This window comes from Blautia hominis (genome assembly GCA_002270465.1).
Classification (GTDB): Bacteria; Bacillota; Clostridia; order Lachnospirales; family Lachnospiraceae; genus Blautia; species Blautia hominis.
On record NQOF01000002.1, the window covers coordinates 1,001,278 to 1,025,075 of the forward strand.

The following is a 23,798-nucleotide window of genomic DNA, read 5'->3' on the forward strand; positions in this document are numbered from 1 at the left end:
CCGTCACTGCATTCTTCTGCGCCCGTAATTTGCTTGGATATTTAAAAAACCGCTCTGCTCCAGTCTTGTGTAATATGTAAGGGCCTCCTGTCTCTTTCCTGTAAATTCGCAGATAAGCGCCATGAGATGAAGGGCTTCTGCACAGGTTTCCCCATGCGTGCCGCAGCAGACATCTTCACATTTCACAGCGTCCGATATAAGATGTACCTGTTCTAATGCTTTCTCTCTTTGTCCGGTAAAAAGATACAGGATTCCCAGCTCATACAAACGTCTTCTGCGATACTTCCATTTTTTCAGCTCCGCTTCCCCATACTGTGCCTGCCACACAGACATGAGACGCTGCGCTGTCTTTTGGGCTTTTGCCTGTTTCCCGTTTCTCATATAAATTTCCGCCATTAGAAAACCGGCGTGGAAATACGCTTCGGTACCTGCTTTCGTCTCTTTCAGAACACTTTTAGCCATTTTCAGGGCTTCCCTCTCTTTACGGAGCAGATAGTAGGCATTATAGGAGGCCAAAAGCTTTGTTCTGCCGGGATTTTCCCTGCTTTTCAGGATATCATGGAGACAGAGACCGGCTTTCTCTCCCTCCCCCAGCCTGTAATATACCTGGGCTTTCCTGTAGAGAACTTCCTGTTCCTCTTCATAAGCCTTTCCGATCCAGTAAAATGCTGCGTTCAGATTCCCAAGCCTTATATAAACTTCAATAAGGGATTCTTTTGGAGAACGCCCGCCCGGAAACTGCTTCTGATGCTTCAGGTAGTATTCCTCGGCCTGATGAAAGCAGCCAGTCTCCATATAGCAATCCCCCAGATTGCCGTACACACGGACTTTGTCCTGTTCTCCAAGCACATGCTCCGCTTTTTTTCCTGCCTCAATGGCCTTCTCATACTCTTCCAGCATTCTGCAGCAGACGCAGATATTGTTGTGTGCATACACATTTTCAGGTTCCAGACGCAGTGCTTCCTCAAAATCCTTAACTGCCCTGCAGTAATGTGCAGCGGCCATATGGAGCAGCCCCCGCTCCACATAGTAATAGGCCTCAGGCCGAAGTTCTAACTGTCTGTCCGCAAAGACAAGGGCTTTTTCATAATAAGCCAAATCCTCTTTCTCCTCCAGCAGATCCCGGTAGATTTCTGCCAGTTTACTGTTGGCCCGCCCATTTTCCGGATCGATCTCCAGGGTTTTATTCAAATAGACGGCAGCCTGTTCCATTTTGCCCAGTCTGTGAAAACATTCTCCGATACGGAACATGACCATATCCCCCTCCGGAAAATCCATTTCGCAGGATTGCAGGATCTTAAGTGCCTCCTGGTATTTTTCCAGATCAAACAAGAAGCTGCCTTTCATCCATTTGAAGAAAGGGCGGTCATCCTGTGCCAAGGCTCTGTTGATATAGGCCAGGGCTGCTTTACCGTCCCCCAGATTGTTCTGCACTCTGGCAGCCTCAGCGTAGATTTCTCCGCGGATCTTGGCATTTTCCCGGGACTCCTCCATACCGGCAAGAAGGGCAGCCGCGTCATCCAGGATTTTTTCTGCTTCGCCTCTGGTCTTTGCCTGCCTGCTGCGTGCACGCAGACGGAACAGGGAAAGCTTTGGTGTGGAGATATTTTCATGCTCCGCCTGTTTTATAATATCCAGGACATCCTCAAACTGCCCGCTGCCGTCAAAGACTTCTGCTGTCATCTCATACAGAGGCGGATAAGCCGCAAAGATTTTCTTTGCCCGGTAAAAATCATCAATGACGCCCTGCCCTTCTTTTAAAGCTAAAAATGCCTCCATCCGGTTCACATATCCCCAAAAGTTCTCCGGCTCCAATTCCAGAAGCCGGTCACAGGCATCACCTGCTTCCCGGAACCGCTTCATCCTGTTTAACAGAAGCGCCTTCTGCAGATAGGCATCCGCATTCTTATCATAAAAGGCAATGGATGTTTCCAGCAGCTTTAACGCATGTTCCTCCTGCTGCATCACCTGCATCCAAGCCCTGCCCATAATATAGTAAGCCGCCGCGATCCGCTCCGGCACACGCAGTTTTTCCTCCTCCGGGAGAGAAGGTTCTTCTCTGCGGATACTTTGAATCCAGGCATTTCCTTCCTCCTCAGCTTTTTCAGGTATCCCGGCAGCAAAATAAAGCCGCTCCAGCACGCTGTGATATCCGGTCTCATTGGCCTCATCCGGCGTCACACCGGAAAGGCAGTCTATTCCTGCCTGATTTTCCTCATTCTGAAGGCAGCACCAGCCGAATTCAATATAATCCTCCATATCTGCAGTCTGACGTCTGAACTTCTCCTGATATGCTTCTATCAGGTGTCTGTTAATTTCTTTCAGACAGTGAAGCATATCCGGGTCCCGGGAGTTGACGCGGCTGGCACTGCTGATAAACTCTTTTGCCTTTTTGTACTCTTCTCTCCCCGCGTAATAGTTCCCCAGCCGCAGGTTCGTCACAAAATGGTCCGGATAACGGCTGTGTATCTTTTCATAGTTAGCCGCAGCGCGGTCCGTCTCCCCGCATTCCCACAGGATACCGCTGCCAAGGATCAGGATCCTTATCTCGTCCGGATATTTTTCCAGGAGAAGGGATGCGGTCTGAAATGCATCCTCCTTCTCCCCCTTCAGCATCATGATCCTGGCTCTTTCCATCTCAGCAAGGGGATGGCGGATTTCCATCCCCTCCATATTTTTGATCAATTCTTCCGCCCGGGCTATGTTCTTTTCCTCCACAGCCTCATAGAGTTGAAAATAAGAGGCAGTCCAGGTATCATAGTCCACGTCATCCCGGCCTTCAAAATATTCATAAGGAAAATGTACCTCCCCATGTATCTGGCTCAGCATATACCGCACAAATTCCGCCGGAAGATGTTCCTCAAACGCATCCTTTTCCTCCTCTATCAGAAAATGCTCATCCAGTATCCTCCAGATATCCGGCAAAAGCCGGAAATGCCCAGCCAGGAACCCAAAAAGCTTTGCCCTAACCTCCTCCTCGTCTGCCAGACTTTGGCATACATCTGCCCTGAGAAGGTCCTGCCAGCACACAGGGTTCATCCGTCTGGAAAATGAGCGGTAAACTGCCTCCACCTGCTCCATCCAAATATCGGTCTCTGTCTTTTCTTCCTGCCGCTGTCCATCCTCCGCTGTGCGGGCGTACTGCAGCGCAGTCTCATAAGCCTGGCGCAGCCGCTTAAATCCCTCCGGGTTGTCCTCCGGGTTATTATCCGAAAGATGCGCTCTGTAAGCCTGCCGGATGCATGACTCATCCTTGATTGGCTCTGTTCCTAATATTTGAAAAGCCTGTTTAACCTCCATATGTCCCTCCCGGTGTCTCCCGTCTTTTCTCAGCCGCCTGTAACTGCTTCATCTGCATCTTACAGTTGTACATTTTTCTGTCTGCGTGAATAAATGCCTTATCTATGCCTTCCTCACCGCTTTTCACATAACCGTAGGCAGCGGAGAAAGAAAACGCATATTCTCTGTCCGCTTTCTCCACCTCATCCAGGAATCCCCGGATCCGCTGATCAAATATCTCATCTGTCTCCCCTTCCCCTAAAACGCAGAACTCATCTCCTCCGATCCGGTATGTATGCAGCGGCTGTCCGAAATGCCTGTCCAAAAGCTGCGCAATGCGGATGATTGCCGCATCCCCCGCTTTGTGCCCGTATGTATCATTAATTTCTTTCAGGCCGTTCAGATCCACGATCATAACCACAGGCCTCTTCTCCGAATGTTCTGTCCTGTACTGCTCCATCTGCTTTTCAAATGCCGTTCTGTTTGGCAGATTGGTAAGGATGTCAAGATAGGCTATCTTTTTCAACGCCTCATTTTCGATCATACGGGTCTGTTCCTCTGAAGACTGTTTCACCACGGAATAGCCCAGGGAACAGATAAAGCATATAAGTCCCGCCTGTGTAAATCCCACATGACTCTGCATGGTCTTCTCAAAATAAAACCGGTAAATGTCCACAGCTCCCAATCCCGCGAAAGCAAAGCAGGCCACAAAGACAGAAATGTCCTCAATCTTTTCCCCCCTTATTTTTTTCCGGATACAGATACCTGCCATTCCTATCACGATCAGCAGGAAGTTTATGTGGTTCATGGATACTGTCTGTGTATAATCCATCACGTTTGCAAGCTGCAGAAACTGCATGACAAAATAGCAGACAATGGAAAACCAGTAAAGCCCTTTCATATAAGTGCTCTTTGAAAAGCTGTCAAAAGTCAGCAGAAAACTGATGGTAAGAACAGGCATCAGGCCGAACAGCAGATAAAGTACGTTCATACTCATCAAGATATTTCCGCTGAATATCTGTCCCACCCCTGATTTAAGCAGGATCCAGGTACAGGTAACAATAGCAAAGATGCCAAGATACCGGATTCGGCTCACGGTCCGGGCTTCTCTGAAGAAGAAGCTGCTCATGATCAGAAGCACTCCCATAATAAACAAAAATAAGTCCACCAGAAGAGAGACCATCTTCTGCTTTGCCACCATAAATACAAGCGACGTTTTCGTGCCCATATACACAAGCTCCTGCTTGCCGGAATAGGAATCATACACCCCTTTTGTCTCAATGCGCAGTTCCTTTCCTTCCCAATCCGCGGGAAGCCTGGTAAACTGCCATGCGCTGCCCACAGAAAAATGCACAGGCATACTCTGCCCATACCCAAAGGTATAGAGCAGTTCTCCGTCCAGATAAATTTTAATCCTCTGATGGGAGGAATGAAACATGATCATATTGCAGTAGGAATCCTGTGCTTCCAAAGTTTTTGTGTAGGAAACCGTCTCTTTTTTTGACGCAGTGCTGTCCATCGGAAGTGTTACCAATGACTTCTCCTGACTGCGTTCCATTGTCCATCCGTCACGGAGCGTATATACATTTTCATTGTCAAACCCAATATTAATTGCAGCAGTCTCTCCATTCATCCAGATAAGGAGCACTATGACCATTGCCAGTATGAGATAAAGCGCAAACACCCTCAATCTCTCTTTGCTCTTCTCCTTCAACTCTGCTGCCGGTATTTTTCCGTTCTGCCGATCCCTCATAGGCTGCTCCCTCCGCTGCTGTCCTAACCGTTTATCTCTTCATGCCTTCCCGGCTTTGTTTTATTAATTATAGCATAAGAAAAAGCATAAAAAAACACCAACAGAGCCTGTTTTTTCTCTGTTGGTGCATCAACGGTTACTGTTCACAGGCCACTGTACCGGGAGGCGTTTTCATACCGGAAGCATGAAAATCCCGAGGCAGCCAGCGCGATATGGGGCAGAAGGCTCCATATCTGTGCATCGCGAAGCGTGTTACTGGACACGGAGTAAACAGTAACCATCAACACTTCCTAAACTGGGGGATACGGTCAGGGATAAAAGACCATGCCTTCCAGTGTCTTTTCCACATCAATGACGGAAAACAATTTGTCCCTGAACCGGTAAAGGCCCTTCTCTTTCCATCTCTCTGAAGCAGCGACGCCCAGTGGATTTGTTATCTTTTCCGCATCGGTATAGGAGATGATGTACGGCTCTCTGGAAAGCCGGATGCCCAGAAAATACTTCCGGTGCTTTACGATCACCACGATCACCCGGCTCTGATTCCCCTCATCCGCTTCCTGTGCCTCCTCTATCCTTATGACAGGAATCATAGCTCCCTTGTAGCTGCACACCCCCTCAAAATCCAGTGGCATACACGGGATCTTTGAAATCTTAAAGTCATAGCTGATCTCCACCACGCAGGAAAAGTCCACTGCATAATTTTTTCTGCTGCCGGGAAAACACAGGATTTCCGTTATCTCACTCTCGCTCATGGACTGCCTCCTTCGTAAACTTTTCGATCAGGGTTTCAATATCAAGGGCCGCACATATTTTGCCGTTCCCCATAATACTGCATCCGCTGATGCCCGTATGCCGCCTAAAGCCAGGGCCAAACAGAGCCGGAAGCTGCTTTACCACGATCCTCTTCTGCTCATACATAGAGTCAATGATAAGAACCCCCTCCCGTTTGGCGCTTTTTACATATACCAAAAGGGAGGTGTCGGGATATGCACCCTCTATCCGGTAAGCTTCCCTCAAATCCAGCAGGGGAAGCATCCGGCTGTCATACAGGATATACTTTTTGTCATTTCTCCAGTGTATAAAATCCCTGTTCTCCTCATAGCTGAAGAAGCGCTGTACATATCTGGATGGAACAGAAAAGCGGTATTCTCCCACCCGGAACCTGGTACACTCAATCGTGGCCAGGGACAGGGGGAGCGTGATCGTGAAGGTGCTTCCCTTCCCCTCCTCACTCTGGATATACAGATGGCCTCCTGCCTCCTCCAGAATACTCTTCACCACATCCAGACCAACGCCCCGGCCTGAATACTCTGTCACCTCCTGATTGGTGGTAAACCCGGGGGAGAGGATCAGTTCCAGCGTCTCCTGGGCATCGTACTCTTCTTCCGGTTTTGTAAGGAGATGTTTTTCCTTGGCTTTTTCCAGGATCTTTGCTAAGTTTATGCCTCTTCCGTCATCGGTAACGGAAATCATCAGCTCACCTATGGTATTTTCCGCACTGAAAGTAATGCTGCCTTTAGGATTCTTACCTGCTGCCTCACGCTCTTTCGGAAGTTCCAGTCCATGGTCCACCGCGTTTCTGATAATATGGAGCAGCGATTCTGAGACATAGTCCACCACACTTTTATCCGCTTCAATATCGCCGCAGTTTACGATCAGTTCCGCTTCTTTTCCCTGGTCCCTGCAGATATCCCGCAGAATCCGCTTCAGCTTTGGTATGACCTTTGACACGGGGACCATACGGATCTCCATGACGGTGCGCTCCATCTCCTCGATCAGACGGTTGACCTGATAGGCCGTCCCTTCTCTTATATCATCCATACCACGGCTTTTCAGCTCCTCATCCAGGGTCAGCATCAGTATCAGCAGTTCTCCCGACAGGTTTTGAAGTCTGTCCAAACGGTCTGTCCGTACATTGAGAAACTCCACCTCTTTTGTCTCCAAAGGACTGTCCGCTTTCTGTGCTTTCTTTTCCGGCGGCGCTTCCGGTTTCTTCTCTTCATCTCTTAGGACTTCATGATCCTTTACAAAAAGTCCGCGTCTGACTGCATCCAGGACTTCTTCCTTTTTATCACTTTCAAAGCGGATGAAAACCCCGTTTTTGTTGATATACTCTGCTCCCTGCTGAGATTTTTCCAAATCCTGGGGATAGCTCTCCACACTGCTGCAGAGACTTCCGATCTTTCTGATGATCATATAGGCACGGATGTTCTCCATACGGCAGCCTTCTTCAAACCGGATCCGTATGACAACACCTGGCTTTTTCTGAAAGATTTCCGGGATTCCCACGGGTATGAATCCCGCTTTTTTCTCTGTATTTTCTGTCTGGGCGGTAACCGGATCTACTTCGGATGGCTTCTGCATATCCTGGCCATCTTTTACGCCATTTGGTTCCTCCAGACTTTTCAGATAGTCTTCTATTTTCTTCTCTATCTCGTTTGTATCCCTTGGAGAATAATGATCCTCCGGCATCTGTTTCAGTTCATTCTCCACAAAATCAGACACTTTAAACAGCAGGTCAAACAGTTCCGGCTTTATCCGGCTGATTTCCCCCTTCTGCTCCCTGTAATAGGAAAAAAGGTCTTCCAGTTTATGCGCCATGCCGGACAGGGCGTGAAGCCCCATCATGGCAGAAGAGCTTTTGATGGTGTGCATGATCCTGAAAACCGTATTGATATCATCCTCCGAAAACGTCTTATTTTTATCCGCTTCCAGCAAAACTCCGTTTAGCTGTTCCATAAGCTGTCGTGTCTCCAGAAGGTAGACCTCCAGCATTTCTTCTGCATCTGCATCGAAATATCCCATATCTGCTCACCGCTCACCGTATGTCCTTGTACCAGACACTGCAGTTCTTTCCGTTTCGTTTCCCGTAGTAAAGTGCCTTATCCGCACAGTTGACGCTGTCCTCTATCCTGTCCGGTTCCTTATAAGTATGTAGTCCCATAGTCAGTGTGCAGGAGAATTCTCCGTCCGGATGATAGATCCGAAATGCCTCCACTTCCCTGCGGATGCGCTCACTGATCTCAAAAGCCTCCTCCTCCGTCACGGCGAAGAGGACGATCAGGAACTCTTCCCCGCCCCAGCGGATGACCCTGTGGTCCCTGCACTGTTCTTCCAGTATATTGGCAATGCACACAAGGGCTGCATCCCCGGCGTCGTGACCGTATGTATCATTGATCTTCTTAAAGTCATCAATATCTGCCATGATCAGAACTTCCGTGGCTTTCTCCGCATTGTGGTCTCTCATATCCTCCATTAGATTTCCAACCACATATCTCCTGTTGTACAGGCCGGTAAGGCCGTCCCTGAAAGCCATAAAATTCAGCTTTTCCATATTGGTGAGCAGTTCTTTATTCTGCCGGTTCAGGATATCCTTCTGCTTTTTCATTTCCAGATGCGCATGGACCCTGGACCGCAGTTCCGCGGTGGCGAAGGGCTTCTTAATGTAATCACACGCCCCCATGGAAAATCCTTTTACCACATCCTCGTCCCTGTCTTTAGAGGTGAGGAACAGAACTGCTGCTTCGTTCTGGCCTACTTCCTTCAGTTTTCCGATCAGCTCATATCCCTCAATATCCGGCAGCACCACATCCAGAAGGATCAGATCCGGCTGATACTGCATAGCCATATCCACAGCCTCCTGCCCATTATGTGCCTCACAGAGAAAAACAGGCTCTTCTTTCAGTGCTGTCTGAATCTGTTTACATACCATCAGGCTGTCATCAACAGCCAAAACGATATTCTTACCATTAAAATCCATATCTGCCTCCCATACTCTATTATAAATTTACTGTTTTTCTTCTTACTGTTTTTACCTGGACTGTGCCGTCATCTGCACAAAATTCCAGGGTCCTGCCATAATCGGCCCCTGTATCCTCGGCAATGATGCGGATACCTGCCATACGCAGTGTCTGCCTGACAGCCGCCGTGTTCTTTTCACCGATATCCCATGCCGCGCTGCCTGTACGGAACATTTTGGCTCCCCCGGCAATCTTAGCCGTCATCCTTTTTTTGTCAGCTCCGTGTTTCTGCATTTCCGTGACCAGTGCGGGAATCCCGCTTTTTGCAAACTTATAGGGATTACTTTTTACGGTAGCGCTGTTCTCATCCGGCAGCACGATATGAGCAAGTCCGGCTATTTTTATTTTGCTGTCGTACAGGCAGATGCCCACACAGGACCCCAGTGCGTAAGTGACCAGCATCTGTCCCCCAAAGGCAATCCGGCCTTCCGCAATACCTACTGTAATTTTATCCATTTTGCAACTCCTCAAGTTTCCGGAGCAGATCATGCAGTGTCTCCATTTCCGGAAGGAACAGGATACGGCCTGAAAAGGTTCCTGTATCCATACAGAACACATTGTCTATCATCAAAAGTTCCTCACTTGTTCTTAGAAAACGTGACATGGCGGCAGTGAGTATGGCGCCGCCCATATCAACGCTGATCTGGGGAACCGAAACATCCATCTCCATATCCAGAAGCTGGGACAAGGCCCGGATATAAGAGCCGCACATAATGTTCCCCAGTTCCAGCAGCAGGGATTCCTCCATCTCTGTCAGGCTGGTGAAATCCGTTATCTCCTCACCCAGTACCAGGTGCACCACCTGGCCGGTAAACGTCTCATCCAGAAGGAAGAGAAACATACCGTTTATCTCCCCGAAAACTTCCACCATAATTCCCGTGAGCGGTGTTTCCGCTTCGGCAATGATCTCTGTTATCCGCTGAAAAGGCAATACTCTCAGATTGGGCGTATCAATCTCCAGCGGACAGTTCAGAAGCTGAGACAGGGCATTGACCGCATTTCCGGTCCCGATGTTGCCCAGCTCCTTTATAAAATCCTTAGAAAGTTCCTCCAATTCCACTTCACAATTCATTCTCTTCCCCTTTATCCGTCAAATCTCAAATTGTTCCACCAGTTCCTTTAACATCTGTGCCTGTGCGGACAGCTCCTCACTGGCAGCCGCGCTCTCCTCCGAGGATGCCGAATTGCCCTGTACAATATCAGAGATCAAATCCATGCTTTTGCGCACCTGCATGATCGCTTCCGCCTGCTGGACCGATACTTCTGAGATTTCATCCATCATCTGATTCACTTCCTGTGCCCTCTCCACAGAGGCCTTTAAAGAATCAGCCGTGGTGTGGACAGTATCCATCCCCGCATTGACTGCCTCTGAATTCTTATCTACCAGTCCTGCCGTCAGTTTGGATGCTTCCGCTGTCTTTGATGCCAGGCGGCGGACCTCTCCGGCCACCACAGAGAAACCTCTTCCGGCCTCCCCGGCCCTTGCTGCCTCCACAGATGCGTTCAGTGCCAGTATATTGGTCTGGAAGGCAATATCCTCTATTTCCTTTACGATCCCGGTGATCTCCTGAGAATTGTTCTTGATCTCTTTTATGGCCGTCAACAGTCTGTGCATCTGCTGGTCATTGCTTTCCAGGCTGCGTCCTACGTTATCTGCCAATTTGCTGGATCTTACGGCTTTCTCCGCATTGCCGTTGATGCTCTCTGTGATCTCGCTGATGCTGACAGCCAGTTCCTCAATGGAGCTGGCCTGCTGGGATGTTCCCTGTGCCAGGGCCTGTGCCGCGTTAGATACCTGTTCCGCGCCGCCTGCCACCTGCTCCGCACTGCCGTTGATCTGCTGGATCGCATTGCGCAGCAGCTCCCCGATTTCATCCAGGGCATCTCCCAGGGCTACAAAGTCTCCTTTGAATTTTACTTTGGTACGGTAGTTCAGCTTTCCTTTGCCAAGGGCTGTCATCCCTGTCTTAATTTCCGACACATAGGCATTCAGGGCCATTGTGGTCTGACGGATGCTTTCCGCAAGCTGTCCCAGCTCATTTCGGGAGGTAAAGGACAGATTGGCCTGTAATTTCCCCTCCGCCACGGACTGCGCTGCTTTTTTTATCTCATTTACAGGTCTTAGGATACTTCTGGTAATGGTCAGCCACAGGATACAGGTGATCAGGATACTGACAAAAGCCAGGATAAGGATCATGAGCCTGGCCTCCGCGTTGGATACCAGGGAAGTATTCAGCGTATTCTCCGCATCCATGACACATTCATCGGTCACCTGGGAGAGGGTATCGCTTACACGTTTCATTTTCGATGCGTATTCATTTACATAGATATCCAGTGCCTGTTCTGCATCACCGCTCTCCAGCAGGGATATGATCCTGTCCCTGGGTATTTTCATAGCTGCGAATTCTTCGCCCAGACTCTTCACCAGTTCTGTATCACTTCCGTATCCGGTCTGCAGGATCTCCAGCTTTTTTTCCACTTCCTGGCTGGCTGACTTGGTCTCCATCATCAGTTCATCTTCATCCATGACATTATCCGTTGCCGCCATAATGGTCAGATTCTTTCCAACCAGATGAAGGTTGGACAACATACTCATGGACGCTTCCACATTGGCGAAAGGCTGGTTATAAAAATCATTCATTTTCCCGGACATATTCTGGATGGTATGCAGAGAGATGAAAACAGTAAATATGTATAAAACAATAATTGACGCAAAAGCTGCGATCAGTTTTGTTCCTATTTTCAGATTCAAAAAGTAGTTTTTCATCACACTTTGTCCTTTCACTCATCTATGGGGAAACAACTGTCCACGATCCTTAAAAACTCATCCTTCTTAAACGGCTTTACAATAAAATCTCTGGCCCCCATAACAATGGCTTTCTGAATTACAGTTTCCTGACCCATAGCTGAACACATTACGACTGCGGCGTCCTCATCCTGCCTTAAAATCTCTTCCAGCACTTCCAGTCCGGATCTGCCCGGCATGGTGATATCCAGAAGGACCAGATCCGGGCTGTATTCCCCGAACATGGCAATTGCCTCATCGCCGTCCCTGGCCTCCTCCACATTGGCATATCCTCCTTCGGACAAAATTTTCCGGATGGATTTTCTCATAAACATGGCGTCATCCACAATCAAGATTTTCTTTTCCATATACTCACCTTTGCTTCTCTCTATTTTTTTTATACACAGCAGGAAATACCGGTTCCAGTTTGATCTCACCGCGGTTTAAAAGTTCAGCGTGCCCGATCACCAGATAGCCCCCCGGCTTCAGGCTGGCCTCCAGTTTCTTCACCAGGGTCTCCTTGGCTTTTTTATCAAAATATATCATAACATTTCTGCAGAAGATCAGATCAAACTGCTCCGTCCCCATATAAGGTGACAGCAGATTCTGATTCTGAAACCGGATATTCTGCTTCAGCCGCTCTTCCACACAGAATGTTTTTGCATCCGCTGACCGGAAGTATTTATTCTTCCACTCCGCCTGAAGCCCTTCCATTTCTTTTGCCGTGTAGATCCCCTTCCCGGCCTTTTCCAGCACCTGGCCGGAAATATCTGTTGCCAGGATCCTGTAATTTAACAGGTTTCCTGTCCGGTCCCTGTAATCCTGCAGGATCATGGCAATGGTATAGCACTCTTCTCCGGTGGAACATCCTGCGCACCAAACATTCAGAAACCCTCTGCTGCTGCTTTTGGAAAATTCCGGAAGGATATGGTCACGCAGGATTGTAAAATGAGCCGGTTCCCTCATAAAATATGTATAATTGGTAGTCAGACGGCTAACCATATTGGAAGCCGTCAATCCTGATTTATCTTTCTTTAAAAGCTCCATATATCTGCCAAAGGTTGTCACACCCTGGGATTCCAGTTCTTTGGACATGCGGCATTCGATCAACGTCTTTTTTTTCTCCAGATTAATGCCGTAATTCTGACGCATATATTCCACTATCTCAGCAAATTCTTCTTCTTTAAGCCTGATCACTTTTTCTCTCCCATATTCCCGGTTTCACTTCTGTCAATTCTTCCCGGTCAATCTCCTCTTCCCCGGTCAGTTCCTCTGCAGCAACCCCCACGATCAGATCACCTTGCGGCTTCATAAGGATACCGCATTTGGCATCTCTTCCGCTGCCCAGGCAGTAATATACGGCAAGGCGGCCTTTATAGACAGAGATTCCCAGTATCTCGTCCCTGGCTCCCGGAACTTTCCATATTTTAGGATTCAGGTAAAGGGTTTCCGTTTTCTCTTTCTCTATATACAAAATCCTTTCCCCGGTCCTCACCTTTATAACTTCCATTGTCTCTCCTTCAATATCTCCGGCTTCAGCACATAGGCCAGCACTTCATCCTCCTGCCCTGTCTGAAGCAGTACAGCTGCCTCCAGATACCGGTTCGTCTCATTCCATGCCGGTTCTGTCAGAGAGAGGAAAGCTCTTTTGTCAAGGACCCGGATCCCCAATACCTTTTCCGCCAGAAACCCTGCATTCTCCTCATCCGCCAGGATCAGGTATTCCTGTGGTTTTCCTTTATATCCGGGGCTGGTAAGTCCGGCAAGATCTATCAGGTTAGTTTTCCCTTTTTTCTTCGTCCTCTCGCTGATCCTGTCCACCCAGGACAGGGGAAGAAGATAATGCACTTCATCTGCCAGAAATTCCAGATATTCCAGCTGCTGGTCTCCCATTACAACGCCGCCTTTCCTAATGAATTTCTACTACTTCTATAATACTTGATTGCCGCGGAAAAGACAATATAAATATAAAAACAGCGCAGGCAATGGTTTGTTTTCATTGCCTGCGCCAAATAAGGTCATAGATTATTTCTGCACAATGTTGATTATCTTTTTCGGAACATAAATCTCTTTTACTATGGTCCCGGTAAGCTTATCTGCAATGGCTTCTTTTCCTGCGGCAATGGCCTCCTCTTTGGATGCCTCTGCGCTTATACTGATGACAGCCCTTGTCTTGCCGTTGATCTGTACCGGCACTTCGATCTCGTCGTCCTTCATAGCCTCCTCATCAGCCTTTGGCCACTCTGTGTGGAATACGGAATTTTCATGTCCGTATGCCTCCCAGAGCTCCTCTGTCAGGTGTGGTGCAAAAGGAGCCAGAAGCTTGATAAAGGTCTCAATGGTCTCCTTATCAATACCGCCTGTCTTCTTGGCAAGCTCGATCAGCTTGTTGTTGTATTCCATAAATCCGGAGATAACGGTATTCAGGCTGAAGCTCTCCAAACGCTGTGTGATCTCAAAGACAAGTTTATGGCGCAGCTTCACCATCTCTTTTGTCTCAGCAATGCCAGCTTCCAAACTGTCCATGGACAGCTTCCAGAAACGGTTCAGGAAACGGTATACACCGTCAATCCCTCTGTCATCCCACTCTGCGTCCAGTTCCGGCGGTCCTACAAACAGTTCATAGAGACGCAGGGAATCGCATCCGTAGTCCCTTACCAGGTCGTCCGGGGAAACCACATTTCCTTTTGACTTGCTCATCTTAATGCCGTTCTTGCCGGTGATCATACCCTGGTTGAACAGCTTCTGGAAAGGCTCATCAAAATCAATCGCTCCGATATCATAAAGGAACTTGGTATAAAAACGGGAGTACAGAAGGTGGAGGACCGCATGTTCCACACCGCCGATATACATATCAACCGGCAGATATTTATCTGCTTTTTCTTTGGAAACCAGTTCCTCATCATTTTTATTGTCCACATAACGCAGGAAGTACCAGGAGGACCCTGCCCACTGAGGCATGGTGTTGGTCTCACGTTTCGCAGCAGCACCGCAGACCGGACAGGTGGTGTTGACCCACTCATCAATAGCGGCCAGCGGTGACTCGCCAGTGCCTGTAGGCTCGTAGGATTCCACCTCCGGCAGTGTCAGCGGAAGCTGGTCTTCCGGAACTGGAACATTTCCGCAGTGCGGGCAGTGGATAATGGGAATAGGCTCGCCCCAGTAACGCTGGCGGGAGAATACCCAGTCACGCAGTTTGTAATTTACGGTCTTCTTGCCGATTCCCATTTTTTCTATCATGACAGGCGCCTCTTTTTTCAGCACTGAGGATTCCATGCCATTCCACTCACCGGAATTGATCATAGTACCGCTGGCCTCTGTATAGGCTTCCGTCATGTTTTCAATCTCTTTGCCGTCCTTGGCGATCACCTGGATGATCGGAATATTAAATTTAGTAGCAAACTCAAAGTCACGGTCATCATGGGCAGGTACACACATGATAGCGCCTGTGCCATAGTCCGCCAGTACATAATCTGACAGCCAGATGGGAACTTTTGCTCCGTTTAACGGATTGATTGCATAGGTTCCTGTGAACACACCTGTTTTCTCCTTATCCTGGAGACGGTCCACATTGGACTTCATAGAAGCATCATAGATGTATTTTTCCACAGCCTCCTTGGTTTCCGGTGTTGCAAGAGAGGCAGCCAGTTTGTGCTCCGGTGCTAATACCATGAAGGTAGCGCCGTGGAGCGTATCCGGTCTTGTGGTATATACTGTGATCTTCTCATCGCTTCCTTCTACCGGGAAGTCCACCTCTGCACCGTAGGATTTTCCGATCCAGTCGGACTGCATCTTTTTCACCTTTTCCGGCCAGTCCAGTTTGTCCAGGTCGCTTAAAAGACGGTCTGCGTATTTTGTGATACGGAGCATCCACTGGCGAAGGTTCTTTTTCGTCACCGTGGAACCGCAACGCTCACAGCATCCGTTAACGACCTCCTCATTGGCAAGGCCTGTCTTACAGGAAGGGCACCAGTTGATGGGGAATTCCTTCTCATACGCAAGGCCTTCTTTGAACATTTTTACAAAAATCCACTGAGTCCATTTATAGAAGCCCGGGTCTGTGGTGTTGACTTCCCTGTCCCAGTCATAAATAGCAGCAATATCATTGATCTGCTTTTTAATGTTTGCCACATTCTGCGCTGTGGATTTTGCAGGATGAACGCCCATCTTGATGGCGTAATTCTCAGCCGGAAGGCCGAACGCATCCCATCCCATTGGGTGGATCAGATAATAACCCTGCATCATTTTATAACGGCTCCACACATCAGAGATAACATAACCTCTCCAGTGTCCTACGTGAAGTCCGTTTCCTGACGGATACGGGAACATATCCAGACAGTAGTATTTTGGCTTCTGGCCGTCATCTGTGTTCACCGGCTTCTCTTCCCAGTTTTTTTTCCATTTCTGTTCAATCGCCTTATGATTATAAGGTACTGCCATAATTTTTATTCCTCCTGATTTTCATTTTTCATGCCTGTTCATTTTTCATGCCTGTTCGGGCAGCTATCATTTATGCCGAAGCATAGAAAAAGCCCTTTAGTCACTATACTTAGAGACGAAAGGGCTTATTTTTCCGTGGTACCACTCTAATTCATCCGTAATGCCGGATGCACTCATTCCGGTTCTGTAACGGGAACTCCCGCCCGCACTTACCTGCTCGTCGGCTATCAGTACGGGAACTCCGAGGCCAGTTCAAAAGCTTCTCTATACTGCCTTGCACCGTCCGGCAGCTCTCTGGAATAAAGAATACTCTCTACTACTCCTCATCACAGTCTCTTCCATATTGGCTATTCAATAAACTATCTGTTATTCTACCGATATCGTCAGATTTTGTCAAGACTCTATGGCGTATCTTTCCAAAAAATCCTGTTTATGACTGTGAAATACAGTTTTTATTCGTAACTATAGCACGTCTGCGCATTCACTGCGCTGACCGTAAGAACGTGTACTACGGCCAAGCTAAATCCCATCGCCAAAGGCGATTCTGCATGGATTTTTGCCTGTAACTGTGAGGGTGCGGAACAGTTACTTTTATTCTTCCAAAGAAAGCACCGTACACACTGGCTCCCCTTCCGTATACTCAATGGTAAGGGAATCTCCCACATCATACTTCACAATCTCCGGGTACTCGGTCACCGGCAGATCAAATACCAGATCTTTGCTCTCCAGCACCACATAGAAATGGGAGTTTCCGTCAATGACCGCCTGGGCCACACGCTTGATCTTGCCGGATACTTTCTGTGCCGTAAGCTCTCCGCCGTCGGAGGCGAGGCCGTTGGCTGACAATAGCTTCACATAAGCCTTCTCACATTCAGCTACTGTATCCCCGATGGCCACATTCTGGTACTTCTGGATATTGACCATAGCATATTTTTTTACCAGTCCCGCGCCGTCTTTTAAGGCCATAAAATAGGTTGGCTCCCCGGAGATATTCAGAAGCAGCGGGAATGCTGCCGTGTATTTTAAGTTCTGTACCTGCCCTTCCGCGGATTCCATGGCGGAATACTCCTCCGCACCGGCACAGGAATAATACCGGGTCTCCATGGTACGCTGGTTCATCAGCACAAATCCCACATTGGAACGGTCACCGCTGACTGAGGTAATGCCGGTGTATACCCACACATCATCCTCCAGCGCCAGGTAATTATACCCGTCTGTTGTCTTGAGACATCCCTTCTGTCCAAGAATGCTGTTGAAAAATCCGTTTTTCAGCATTCCGTGATAATTGTAGAGCTGGATCAAAAGGTCTGCCGGATAGGCACGGTCTACCCACTGGGGACAGTCCTCTATCTTATATTCTGTGGTCTCTCCTGTGATGGCGTTGCAGAGGACCACCTTGCCGATGGTCTGTCCGCCGAAAAGGCCTATGTTGAATTTCTTAACAGGACAGATCCAGTAAGGAACTCCGTCATCGTTGATCTCAAAGCTCAACTGGTCAAACATGTAAGTCGGATAGCTGAACCGCAGATGCCTGTAAATGTTCCTGTTGAAATACTCGGATTCGGAATATTTGATCCCATCCTCCAGCTTCACAAGCTCTGTGTTCTGTGTGGCCATATCAATGCGGATATAGGCAGGAATTCCCTCTTTCTGGTTTGTCAGCCATTTGATGGGGCTGGCGTACACAAGAGGAGTCACTCTGTATGGCTGTCCCTGGTAGTTGATCTGTGAATAAATATTGCTCACCTCAAACTGGGAGACCATATCCACCATACTTCCCATTTTTCTGTTGCCCAGAAGTTCTGCGGAATCTTTGTCAAGGAGTGGGATCTGATTATAACTGATCTCCTCAATATCTTCTGTAAAATCCCTCTCCTCCGGTGTTGCAAGCTGCTGATACTTGTTGGCGTTTATGATCGGGGAGGACAACAGGGTTCCAATGGCATAAACTACAATGATCGCTGCGATCACCAGCAGTCCGCCCTTCATCACCTTATTCTTTTTTATGTCCCCCACACTGTGGAAGCGCTTCCTGATTCCGTACACTACCAGGATCACCACTACGATGGCTGCCAGGAAGAACCAGAAGCCGCTTTCATGAATGTTGATGGCAGGCAGCGTAAAATAGTAATAGAGGAATGCCAGGATTACCACAGCAAGACCCGCCGCAATTTTTTTCTTCATACTTTTACCAAATCCTTTCCGGGTGCTTACCCGATTTGTTTAGCATACAGTTTACCATGAGAGAACGCCGGATACAAGTTTTTTTCATATAAAGACCCCGGAAAACCGAATCTTTCGGTTTCCGGGGTAAAAAAATCTGATTATTCGTTCTCTTCTGCACTTGCGCGGGCTGCAATTTCTTTCTCCTGGATATCAGAAGGTGCCTGCTCATAACGTGAGAATTCAAAGGAGAAGTTTCCGCTTCCGCCTGTCATGGAACGCAGGTCTGTGGAGTATCCGTAGATGGATAACATCGGTACATCCGCTTCCACCACGGTGCATCCCTTATGGTCAGGATCCGGATTCATGCCCAGCACACGGCCGCGGCGTTTATTCAGATCGCCCATAACATCACCGGTGTATCTGTCCGGAACCATAACTTTCATGGATACGATCGGCTCCAATAGTACCGGAGACGCTTCCATAAAGCCCTTCTTAAATGCCTGGACAGCAGCTGTCTTGAACGCCATCTCAGAGGAGTCTACCGGGTGGTAAGAACCATCGTAGAGCACTGCCTTCACACCAACTACCGGATAAGATGCCAGCGGTCCTTTCACCACGGAATCCTGAACACCCTTTTCCACTGCCGGGAAGTAGTTCTTAGGAACTGCGCCGCCGACTACGATCTGTTCAAACACGTAAGGCTTCTCCAGATCACCGGAAGGCTCAAAGGTCATTTTTACGTGGCCATACTGGCCGTGGCCGCCGGACTGTTTCTTATATTTCGCCTCCACGTCAGCTTTCTTACGGATCGTCTCGCGGAACGGAACTTTAGGTTTGGAAAGTTCAATATCCACTTTATAGCGTTCTTTCATTTTACTCATCACAATGTCAAGATGCTGTTCACCGATACCATAGATCAAGGTCTGGCGGTTGGCGGAATCATTCTCCACACGCAGCGTCAAATCTTCCTGCATCATTTTGGACAGCGCCTGGGAAACTTTGTCGTCATCGCCCTTGTTCACAGTTTTGTATCTCTTGTATGTATACGGAACGGAAATCTCCGTCTTGCCGAACACAAGAGGAGTGCTTTTTGTTGAAAGGGTATCTCCGGTAGCCACGGTGTTTAATTTGGCAATGGCACCGATATCGCCTGCATGGAGCTCCGGTACCTCGATGGGTTTGGAACCTTCCAGCACATACAGTTTATTTAATTTTTCTTCCGAATCCTTGGTCGCATTGTATAAGGTGTCGTCACCTTTGATAACACCGGAGCAAACCTTAACCAGTGAGTATTTGCCCAGGAACGGGTCCACGATGGTCTTGAACACGTATGCGGATTTTGCTTTGGCGAAATCATAGTTCGCCTGGTAAATTTCATTTGTCTTTGCATTCATGCCTGCGCATGTCTTCTGGTCCGGGCTTGGGAAATAGCCGCATATATCATCCAGCAGGTTGGCAACGCCCTGTACGTTCACGGTGGAGCCCATACATACGGGGATAATGCTGCCGTCTGAGATATTCATCTTCAGAGCTGCGGAAACCTCTGCCACGGAGAACTCTTCCCCTGCAAAATAACGGTCCATGAACTCTTCACTAATCTCAGCAACGGATTCCATCAGGATGTCATGATACTGCTCCAGATATTCCTGCAGATAGTCAGGAACCGGGCATTCCTTTTTCTGGCCTCTGTCAATGTATCTTCTTCCGGCCTGTTTTACAATATTTACATAGCCCACGAATTCTTCATTTTCACGGATCGGCATATGGATGGGTGCAATTTTCTTTCCGTACAGTTCGGTCAGGCTTTCCACTACTTTTCTGTAGCTTACATTGTCCACATCCATTTCTGTGACAAAGAACATGCGGGGCAGATTGTATTTCTCACACATCTCCCAGGCTTTCTGGGTTCCCACCTGTACGCCTGCTTTTCCTGAAACCACAATGATCGCTGCATCGGCTGCCGCAACTGCTTCCTCCACTTCCCCTACAAAGTCGAAATAGCCCGGGGTGTCCAGTACATTGATCTTTACTTTTCCCCATTGAATCGGAACCACAGATGTCGAAATTGAGAATTTTCTTTTGATCTCCTCTTTATCATAATCACTTACCGTGTTACCATCTGTTACCTTTCCCAAGCGGTTCGTAATACCTGACAAGTAAGCCATTGCCTCCACCAGACTTGTCTTTCCGGCACCGCCATGACCGAGCAGGACCACATTTCTAATTCTGTCGCTTCTGAAAACGTCCATATGTAATACCTCCCAATTTTTGATATGTATATATTTTACTAAAAAGATAGCAACAATTCAAGTATTTTATTCAAATTAGACAAGAAATTTTTCTTTCTGTTTGGTCAAAATTGCAGTGTATCACTTTAAAGCGCAAAATCGTTGACAATTGACGCTCCTTGTCATAAAATAATAATGTTTGGCGGACATAAGATCCGCTGTTTATTACGGCAGAAATGCATCTGTTACAGGCTTTCTGCTGTCACAAAAAGAAGAAGGGTAACTACGCTTATACACGGTCAGCGCAGGCAACGCGCAGATTTGATGGAACAGTTACGAAAAAGGAGCATATATCTTATGGAAACAACTACGATTGGCTTTATCGGTCTCGGCTTGATCGGCGGCTCTATAGCCAAAGCCATCCGGAAATTTCATCCGGAATACCAGATTCTCGCATACAACCGGACCAGGGACACTTTAGAGGACGCCGTCTTCGACGGTATTGTGGATATTGCCTGTGATGAACAGGATTCCAAGTTTGCCCTCTGTGACATTATTTTCCTGTGCGCCACCGTGGACTATAATATAGAATGTCTCCCCTGGCTGAAGCAGATCATACGGCCCGGCTGCATTCTGACAGATGTGGGAAGTGTAAAGGGCGAGATACATAAAGAGATCACAGCCCTCTCCATGGCCCCGAATTTCATTGGCGGGCATCCCATGGCGGGAAGCGAAAAGACCGGATATGAACATTCCACTGACCATCTGATTGAAAATGCGTACTATATCCTGACCCCTTCCGAGGAGGTAGGCCTTGATAAGATAGGGGTCTACACAGAGCTTGTGACCTCCATCGGTGCCCTGCCCATGATATTGACCTTTGAGGAACACGACTATATTACCGCAGCGGTCAGCCATCTCCCCCATGTGGTGGCAGCCGCCCTTGTGAATCTGGTCCAAAAGCTGGATTCTCCCTCGGAACATATGAAAGCCATTGCGGCCGGAGGTTTTAAGGATATTACCAGGATTGCCTCCTCTTCCCCTTATATGTGGCAGCAGATCTGCATGGAAAACCCGGAGAACATCTCCCAGGTCCTGGATGAGTTTATCCGCCTGATCGTACAGGCAAAATATCTGGTGGACCAGCATGACGGGGATGGACTTTTTCAGATGTTCTCGAACTCCAGGGAGTACAGGGATTCCATCAGTGACACCTCCAGCGGACCTATCAAGAAGGAATATGCCCTCTACTGTGATATTATTGACGAGACGGGTGCCATTGCCACCATTGCCACCATATTGTCCATGAACCATATCAGCATTAAAAATATCGGCATCATCCATAACCGGGAATTTGACGAGGGCGTGCTGAAAATCGACTTCTATGACCAGGCCGCCCAGAAAGAGGCAGCAGAACAGCTTGGAAAACGGAACTATATCATATATGAGCGTTAGGAGCAGCACATGAAATTCACAAAAATAAATGCCCTGAAGGGCGAAGTTACCATACCCGGAGACAAATCCATCTCTCACCGGGCGGTCATGCTGGGAGCCATCTCACAGGGCACCACCCGTATCACCAATTTTTTAAGGGGCGCGGACTGCCTCTCCACCATAGCCTGTTTCCGAAAAATGGGGATTGACATTAAGGAGTCCCCGGATCAGATCCTGGTGCACGGAAAAGGCCTCCATGGACTGAAAGCCCCGGCGGATACCCTGGACGTGGGCAACAGCGGAACCACCGCAAGGCTCATATCCGGCATTCTGGCCGGTCAGTCCTTTGAAAGTACACTGACAGGAGACGCATCCATCCGGAAGCGCCCCATGAAACGGATCATCACCCCCCTGTCTATGATGGGAGCAGATATTGAGAGCCTCCATGGAAATGATTGTGCTCCTCTGCGCATCCGGGGCAGTCATATAAAAGGGATCCATTACGATTCCCCCGTGGCCTCGGCCCAGGTAAAATCCTGTATCCTTCTGGCCGGACTGTATGGGGACAGCGTAACAAGCGTCACAGAACCTTATGTCTCCAGAGACCATTCGGAGCGTATGCTGTCAGGCTTTGGAGCCAGCCTTCAAACAGAGGGCTGCACCGTAAGCATTCAGCCGGAACCGGAACTGGTCGGACAGGAGGTAGCCGTGCCGGGAGATATCTCTTCCGCTGCTTATTTTATCGCTGCTGCCCTTTTAGTGCCGGGCTCTGAACTGCTGATCAAAAATGTGGGCATCAATCCCACCAGGGATGGTATCCTGCGCGTATGCCGTCAGATGGGCGCTGACATCACGATCCTGAACCAAAGGGAACATGGCCAAGAGCCGGTGGCGGATCTGCTGGTAAAGCACAGTGCACTCAAAGGAACAGTCATTGAAGGGGCGGTGATCCCCACACTCATTGATGAACTTCCCATACTTGCAGTGATGGCTGCCTTCGCGGAAGGCTGTACCATGATCCGTGACGCGCAGGAGCTTAAAGTCAAGGAATCCAATAGACTGGATATTCTGGTGCACCATTTAAGCGCAATGGGTGCTGATATCACGGGAACAGAGGATGGTATGATGATCCAAGGCGGCAGACCCCTCCACGGTGCTGTACTGGAAAGCCATTTAGACCACCGAATCGCCATGTCCTTTGCCGTGGCGGGGATTGCCGCAGAGGGGGAGACAGAGATCCTGCAGGCTGACTGTGTAGATATCTCCTACCCCGGATTCTACAGGGATCTATTGAACCAATAAACCCTGCTGCTGAAAGGAGCCAATATGTCGCAGACTACAAAGCGGGCCCTTGCCCAGTCCCTGAAACATCTCATGGAACAAAAACCCCTGGAGAAGATAACTGTGGTGGACATTTCAGAAGACTGCGGCGTGAACCGTCAGACCTTTTACTACCATTTCCAGGATATCTATGATCTGATCGAATGGATCTATATCAATGAGGCAGAAAAGCGGTTGGGGGAAAAGACCACATACGATACCTGGCAGGAGGGCTTTCTCCAGATCCTCTCCTACATTTTGAGCAACCGGACTTTTGTAAAAAACACCTACCACTCTGTCAGCAGGGAATATCTGGAGCATTTCCTCTTCCGGCAGATGTACCGGCTCCTGCTGGGAGTCATAGAAGAAAAAGCGGAAGGCATGGCTGTCCGCGACACGGATAAACAGTTTATCGCCAACTTTTATAAATATGCCTTTGTGGGTTTGATCTGTGAGTGGATCGAAGATGGCATGAAAGAAAATCCCCAGGCCATGACCGACCGCCTGAGTCTTCTGGTCCACGGTACCATCACCGGAGCACTGGAACGGTTTCGGACAGATAAGAGGCATTGATTTTTTATACACTTTATGCG

At 48.5% G+C, this 23,798-nt stretch carries 18 protein-coding genes and 1 other annotated feature; of the genes, 3 read left to right on the forward strand and 15 right to left on the reverse strand.

The window, feature by feature from the left end:
* Positions 1-3 precede the first annotated feature (3 nt).
* The 15 genes from CI595_RS10605 to CI595_RS10675 all read right to left on the reverse strand — a co-directional run bounded on the left by CI595_RS10605 (position 4) and on the right by CI595_RS10675 (position 20,472).
* Positions 4-3,300 (reverse strand): tetratricopeptide repeat protein, encoded by a 3,297-nt coding sequence (locus tag CI595_RS10605; protein ID WP_095173194.1) that lies wholly within the window; start codon positions 3,298-3,300, stop codon positions 4-6.
* A complete protein-coding gene (locus CI595_RS10610) occupies positions 3,290-5,032 on the reverse strand; it encodes a GGDEF domain-containing protein (protein WP_095173195.1) in 1,743 nt (580 codons plus the stop codon). The genes CI595_RS10605 and CI595_RS10610 overlap by 11 nt, the downstream gene beginning before the upstream one ends.
* Before the next feature lie 308 nt (positions 5,033-5,340).
* Entirely contained in the window at positions 5,341-5,784 is a 444-nt protein-coding gene (locus CI595_RS10615; protein WP_095173196.1) for a chemotaxis protein CheW, read from the reverse strand.
* Positions 5,771-7,837 (reverse strand): chemotaxis protein CheA, encoded by a 2,067-nt coding sequence (locus tag CI595_RS10620; protein WP_095173197.1) that lies wholly within the window; start codon positions 7,835-7,837, stop codon positions 5,771-5,773. The genes CI595_RS10615 and CI595_RS10620 overlap by 14 nt, the downstream gene beginning before the upstream one ends.
* Before the next feature lie 13 nt (positions 7,838-7,850).
* Positions 7,851-8,792, reverse strand: coding sequence for a GGDEF domain-containing response regulator (locus CI595_RS10625; RefSeq protein WP_095173198.1), 942 nt, complete (start codon positions 8,790-8,792; stop codon positions 7,851-7,853).
* Positions 8,793-8,811: 19 nt separating this feature from the next.
* Positions 8,812-9,288, reverse strand: coding sequence for a chemotaxis protein CheD (locus CI595_RS10630; protein ID WP_095173199.1), 477 nt, complete (start codon positions 9,286-9,288; stop codon positions 8,812-8,814).
* Complete coding sequence (locus CI595_RS10635; protein ID WP_095173200.1) at positions 9,281-9,904, reverse strand: chemotaxis protein CheC; 624 nt, start codon at positions 9,902-9,904, stop codon at positions 9,281-9,283. Before CI595_RS10635 ends, CI595_RS10630 begins: the two co-directional genes overlap by 8 nt.
* Before the next feature lie 18 nt (positions 9,905-9,922).
* Positions 9,923-11,599 (reverse strand): methyl-accepting chemotaxis protein, encoded by a 1,677-nt coding sequence (locus CI595_RS10640; protein WP_095173201.1) that lies wholly within the window; start codon positions 11,597-11,599, stop codon positions 9,923-9,925.
* 14 nt (positions 11,600-11,613) lie between these two features.
* Positions 11,614-11,985: a response regulator gene (locus tag CI595_RS10645; RefSeq protein WP_095173202.1), complete on the reverse strand. Its 372-nt coding sequence runs from the start codon at positions 11,983-11,985 to the stop codon at positions 11,614-11,616.
* 4 nt (positions 11,986-11,989) lie between these two features.
* Positions 11,990-12,814, reverse strand: a complete 825-nt coding sequence (locus CI595_RS10650; protein ID WP_095173203.1) for a CheR family methyltransferase — start codon at positions 12,812-12,814, stop codon at positions 11,990-11,992.
* On the reverse strand, positions 12,801-13,127 hold the full coding sequence (locus CI595_RS10655) for a hypothetical protein (RefSeq protein ID WP_095173204.1): 327 nt from the start codon (positions 13,125-13,127) through the stop codon (positions 12,801-12,803). Before CI595_RS10655 ends, CI595_RS10650 begins: the two co-directional genes overlap by 14 nt.
* Positions 13,115-13,510 (reverse strand): hypothetical protein, encoded by a 396-nt coding sequence (locus CI595_RS10660; protein WP_095173205.1) that lies wholly within the window; start codon positions 13,508-13,510, stop codon positions 13,115-13,117. Before CI595_RS10660 ends, CI595_RS10655 begins: the two co-directional genes overlap by 13 nt.
* A gap of 132 nt (positions 13,511-13,642) precedes the next feature.
* Positions 13,643-16,057: a leucine--tRNA ligase gene (gene leuS / locus CI595_RS10665; protein WP_095173206.1), complete on the reverse strand. Its 2,415-nt coding sequence runs from the start codon at positions 16,055-16,057 to the stop codon at positions 13,643-13,645.
* A gap of 108 nt (positions 16,058-16,165) precedes the next feature.
* Positions 16,166-16,396, reverse strand: a binding site (T-box leader).
* A 252-nt stretch (positions 16,397-16,648) separates the two neighbouring features.
* On the reverse strand, positions 16,649-18,241 hold the full coding sequence (locus CI595_RS10670; protein ID WP_095173207.1) for a hypothetical protein: 1,593 nt from the start codon (positions 18,239-18,241) through the stop codon (positions 16,649-16,651).
* Positions 18,242-18,381: 140 nt separating this feature from the next.
* Complete coding sequence (locus tag CI595_RS10675) at positions 18,382-20,472, reverse strand: elongation factor G (RefSeq protein ID WP_095173208.1); 2,091 nt, start codon at positions 20,470-20,472, stop codon at positions 18,382-18,384.
* Positions 20,473-20,808: 336 nt separating this feature from the next.
* Here CI595_RS10675 and CI595_RS10680 point away from each other — a divergent pair, with 336 nt between their 5' ends.
* The 3 genes from CI595_RS10680 to CI595_RS10690 are packed head-to-tail and all read left to right on the forward strand — an operon-like array spanning position 20,809 to position 23,778.
* On the forward strand, positions 20,809-21,906 hold the full coding sequence (locus tag CI595_RS10680; protein ID WP_095173209.1) for a prephenate dehydrogenase: 1,098 nt from the start codon (positions 20,809-20,811) through the stop codon (positions 21,904-21,906).
* Positions 21,907-21,915: 9 nt separating this feature from the next.
* Positions 21,916-23,187: a 3-phosphoshikimate 1-carboxyvinyltransferase gene (gene aroA, locus CI595_RS10685; RefSeq protein WP_095173210.1), complete on the forward strand. Its 1,272-nt coding sequence runs from the start codon at positions 21,916-21,918 to the stop codon at positions 23,185-23,187.
* A gap of 24 nt (positions 23,188-23,211) precedes the next feature.
* The gene (locus tag CI595_RS10690; protein WP_095173211.1) at positions 23,212-23,778 is read left to right on the forward strand and encodes a TetR/AcrR family transcriptional regulator; all 567 of its coding nucleotides are present in this window, start codon (positions 23,212-23,214) and stop codon (positions 23,776-23,778) included.
* The last annotated feature ends 20 nt before the right edge of the window (positions 23,779-23,798 follow it).

Excerpts from the sequence above, each read along its gene's own strand:
- CI595_RS10605 (WP_095173194.1), bottom strand. The coding sequence starts at position 3,300 with ATGGAGGTTAAACAGGCTTTTCAAATATTAGGAACAGAGCCAATCAAG.
- CI595_RS10610 (WP_095173195.1), bottom strand. The coding sequence starts at position 5,032 with ATGAGGGATCGGCAGAACGGAAAAATACCGGCAGCAGAGTTGAAGGAG.
- CI595_RS10615 (WP_095173196.1), bottom strand. The coding sequence starts at position 5,784 with ATGAGCGAGAGTGAGATAACGGAAATCCTGTGTTTTCCCGGCAGCAGA.
- CI595_RS10620 (WP_095173197.1), bottom strand. The coding sequence starts at position 7,837 with ATGGGATATTTCGATGCAGATGCAGAAGAAATGCTGGAGGTCTACCTT.
- CI595_RS10625 (WP_095173198.1), bottom strand. The coding sequence starts at position 8,792 with ATGGATTTTAATGGTAAGAATATCGTTTTGGCTGTTGATGACAGCCTG.
- CI595_RS10630 (WP_095173199.1), bottom strand. The coding sequence starts at position 9,288 with ATGGATAAAATTACAGTAGGTATTGCGGAAGGCCGGATTGCCTTTGGG.
- CI595_RS10635 (WP_095173200.1), bottom strand. The coding sequence starts at position 9,904 with ATGAATTGTGAAGTGGAATTGGAGGAACTTTCTAAGGATTTTATAAAG.
- CI595_RS10640 (WP_095173201.1), bottom strand. The coding sequence starts at position 11,599 with ATGAAAAACTACTTTTTGAATCTGAAAATAGGAACAAAACTGATCGCA.
- CI595_RS10645 (WP_095173202.1), bottom strand. The coding sequence starts at position 11,985 with ATGGAAAAGAAAATCTTGATTGTGGATGACGCCATGTTTATGAGAAAA.
- CI595_RS10655 (WP_095173204.1), bottom strand. The coding sequence starts at position 13,127 with ATGGAAGTTATAAAGGTGAGGACCGGGGAAAGGATTTTGTATATAGAG.
- CI595_RS10660 (WP_095173205.1), bottom strand. The coding sequence starts at position 13,510 with ATGGGAGACCAGCAGCTGGAATATCTGGAATTTCTGGCAGATGAAGTG.
- leuS (WP_095173206.1), bottom strand. The coding sequence starts at position 16,057 with ATGGCAGTACCTTATAATCATAAGGCGATTGAACAGAAATGGAAAAAA.
- CI595_RS10670 (WP_095173207.1), bottom strand. The coding sequence starts at position 18,241 with ATGAAGAAAAAAATTGCGGCGGGTCTTGCTGTGGTAATCCTGGCATTC.
- CI595_RS10675 (WP_095173208.1), bottom strand. The coding sequence starts at position 20,472 with ATGGACGTTTTCAGAAGCGACAGAATTAGAAATGTGGTCCTGCTCGGT.
- CI595_RS10680 (WP_095173209.1), top strand. The coding sequence starts at position 20,809 with ATGGAAACAACTACGATTGGCTTTATCGGTCTCGGCTTGATCGGCGGC.
- aroA (WP_095173210.1), top strand. The coding sequence starts at position 21,916 with ATGAAATTCACAAAAATAAATGCCCTGAAGGGCGAAGTTACCATACCC.
- CI595_RS10690 (WP_095173211.1), top strand. The coding sequence starts at position 23,212 with ATGTCGCAGACTACAAAGCGGGCCCTTGCCCAGTCCCTGAAACATCTC.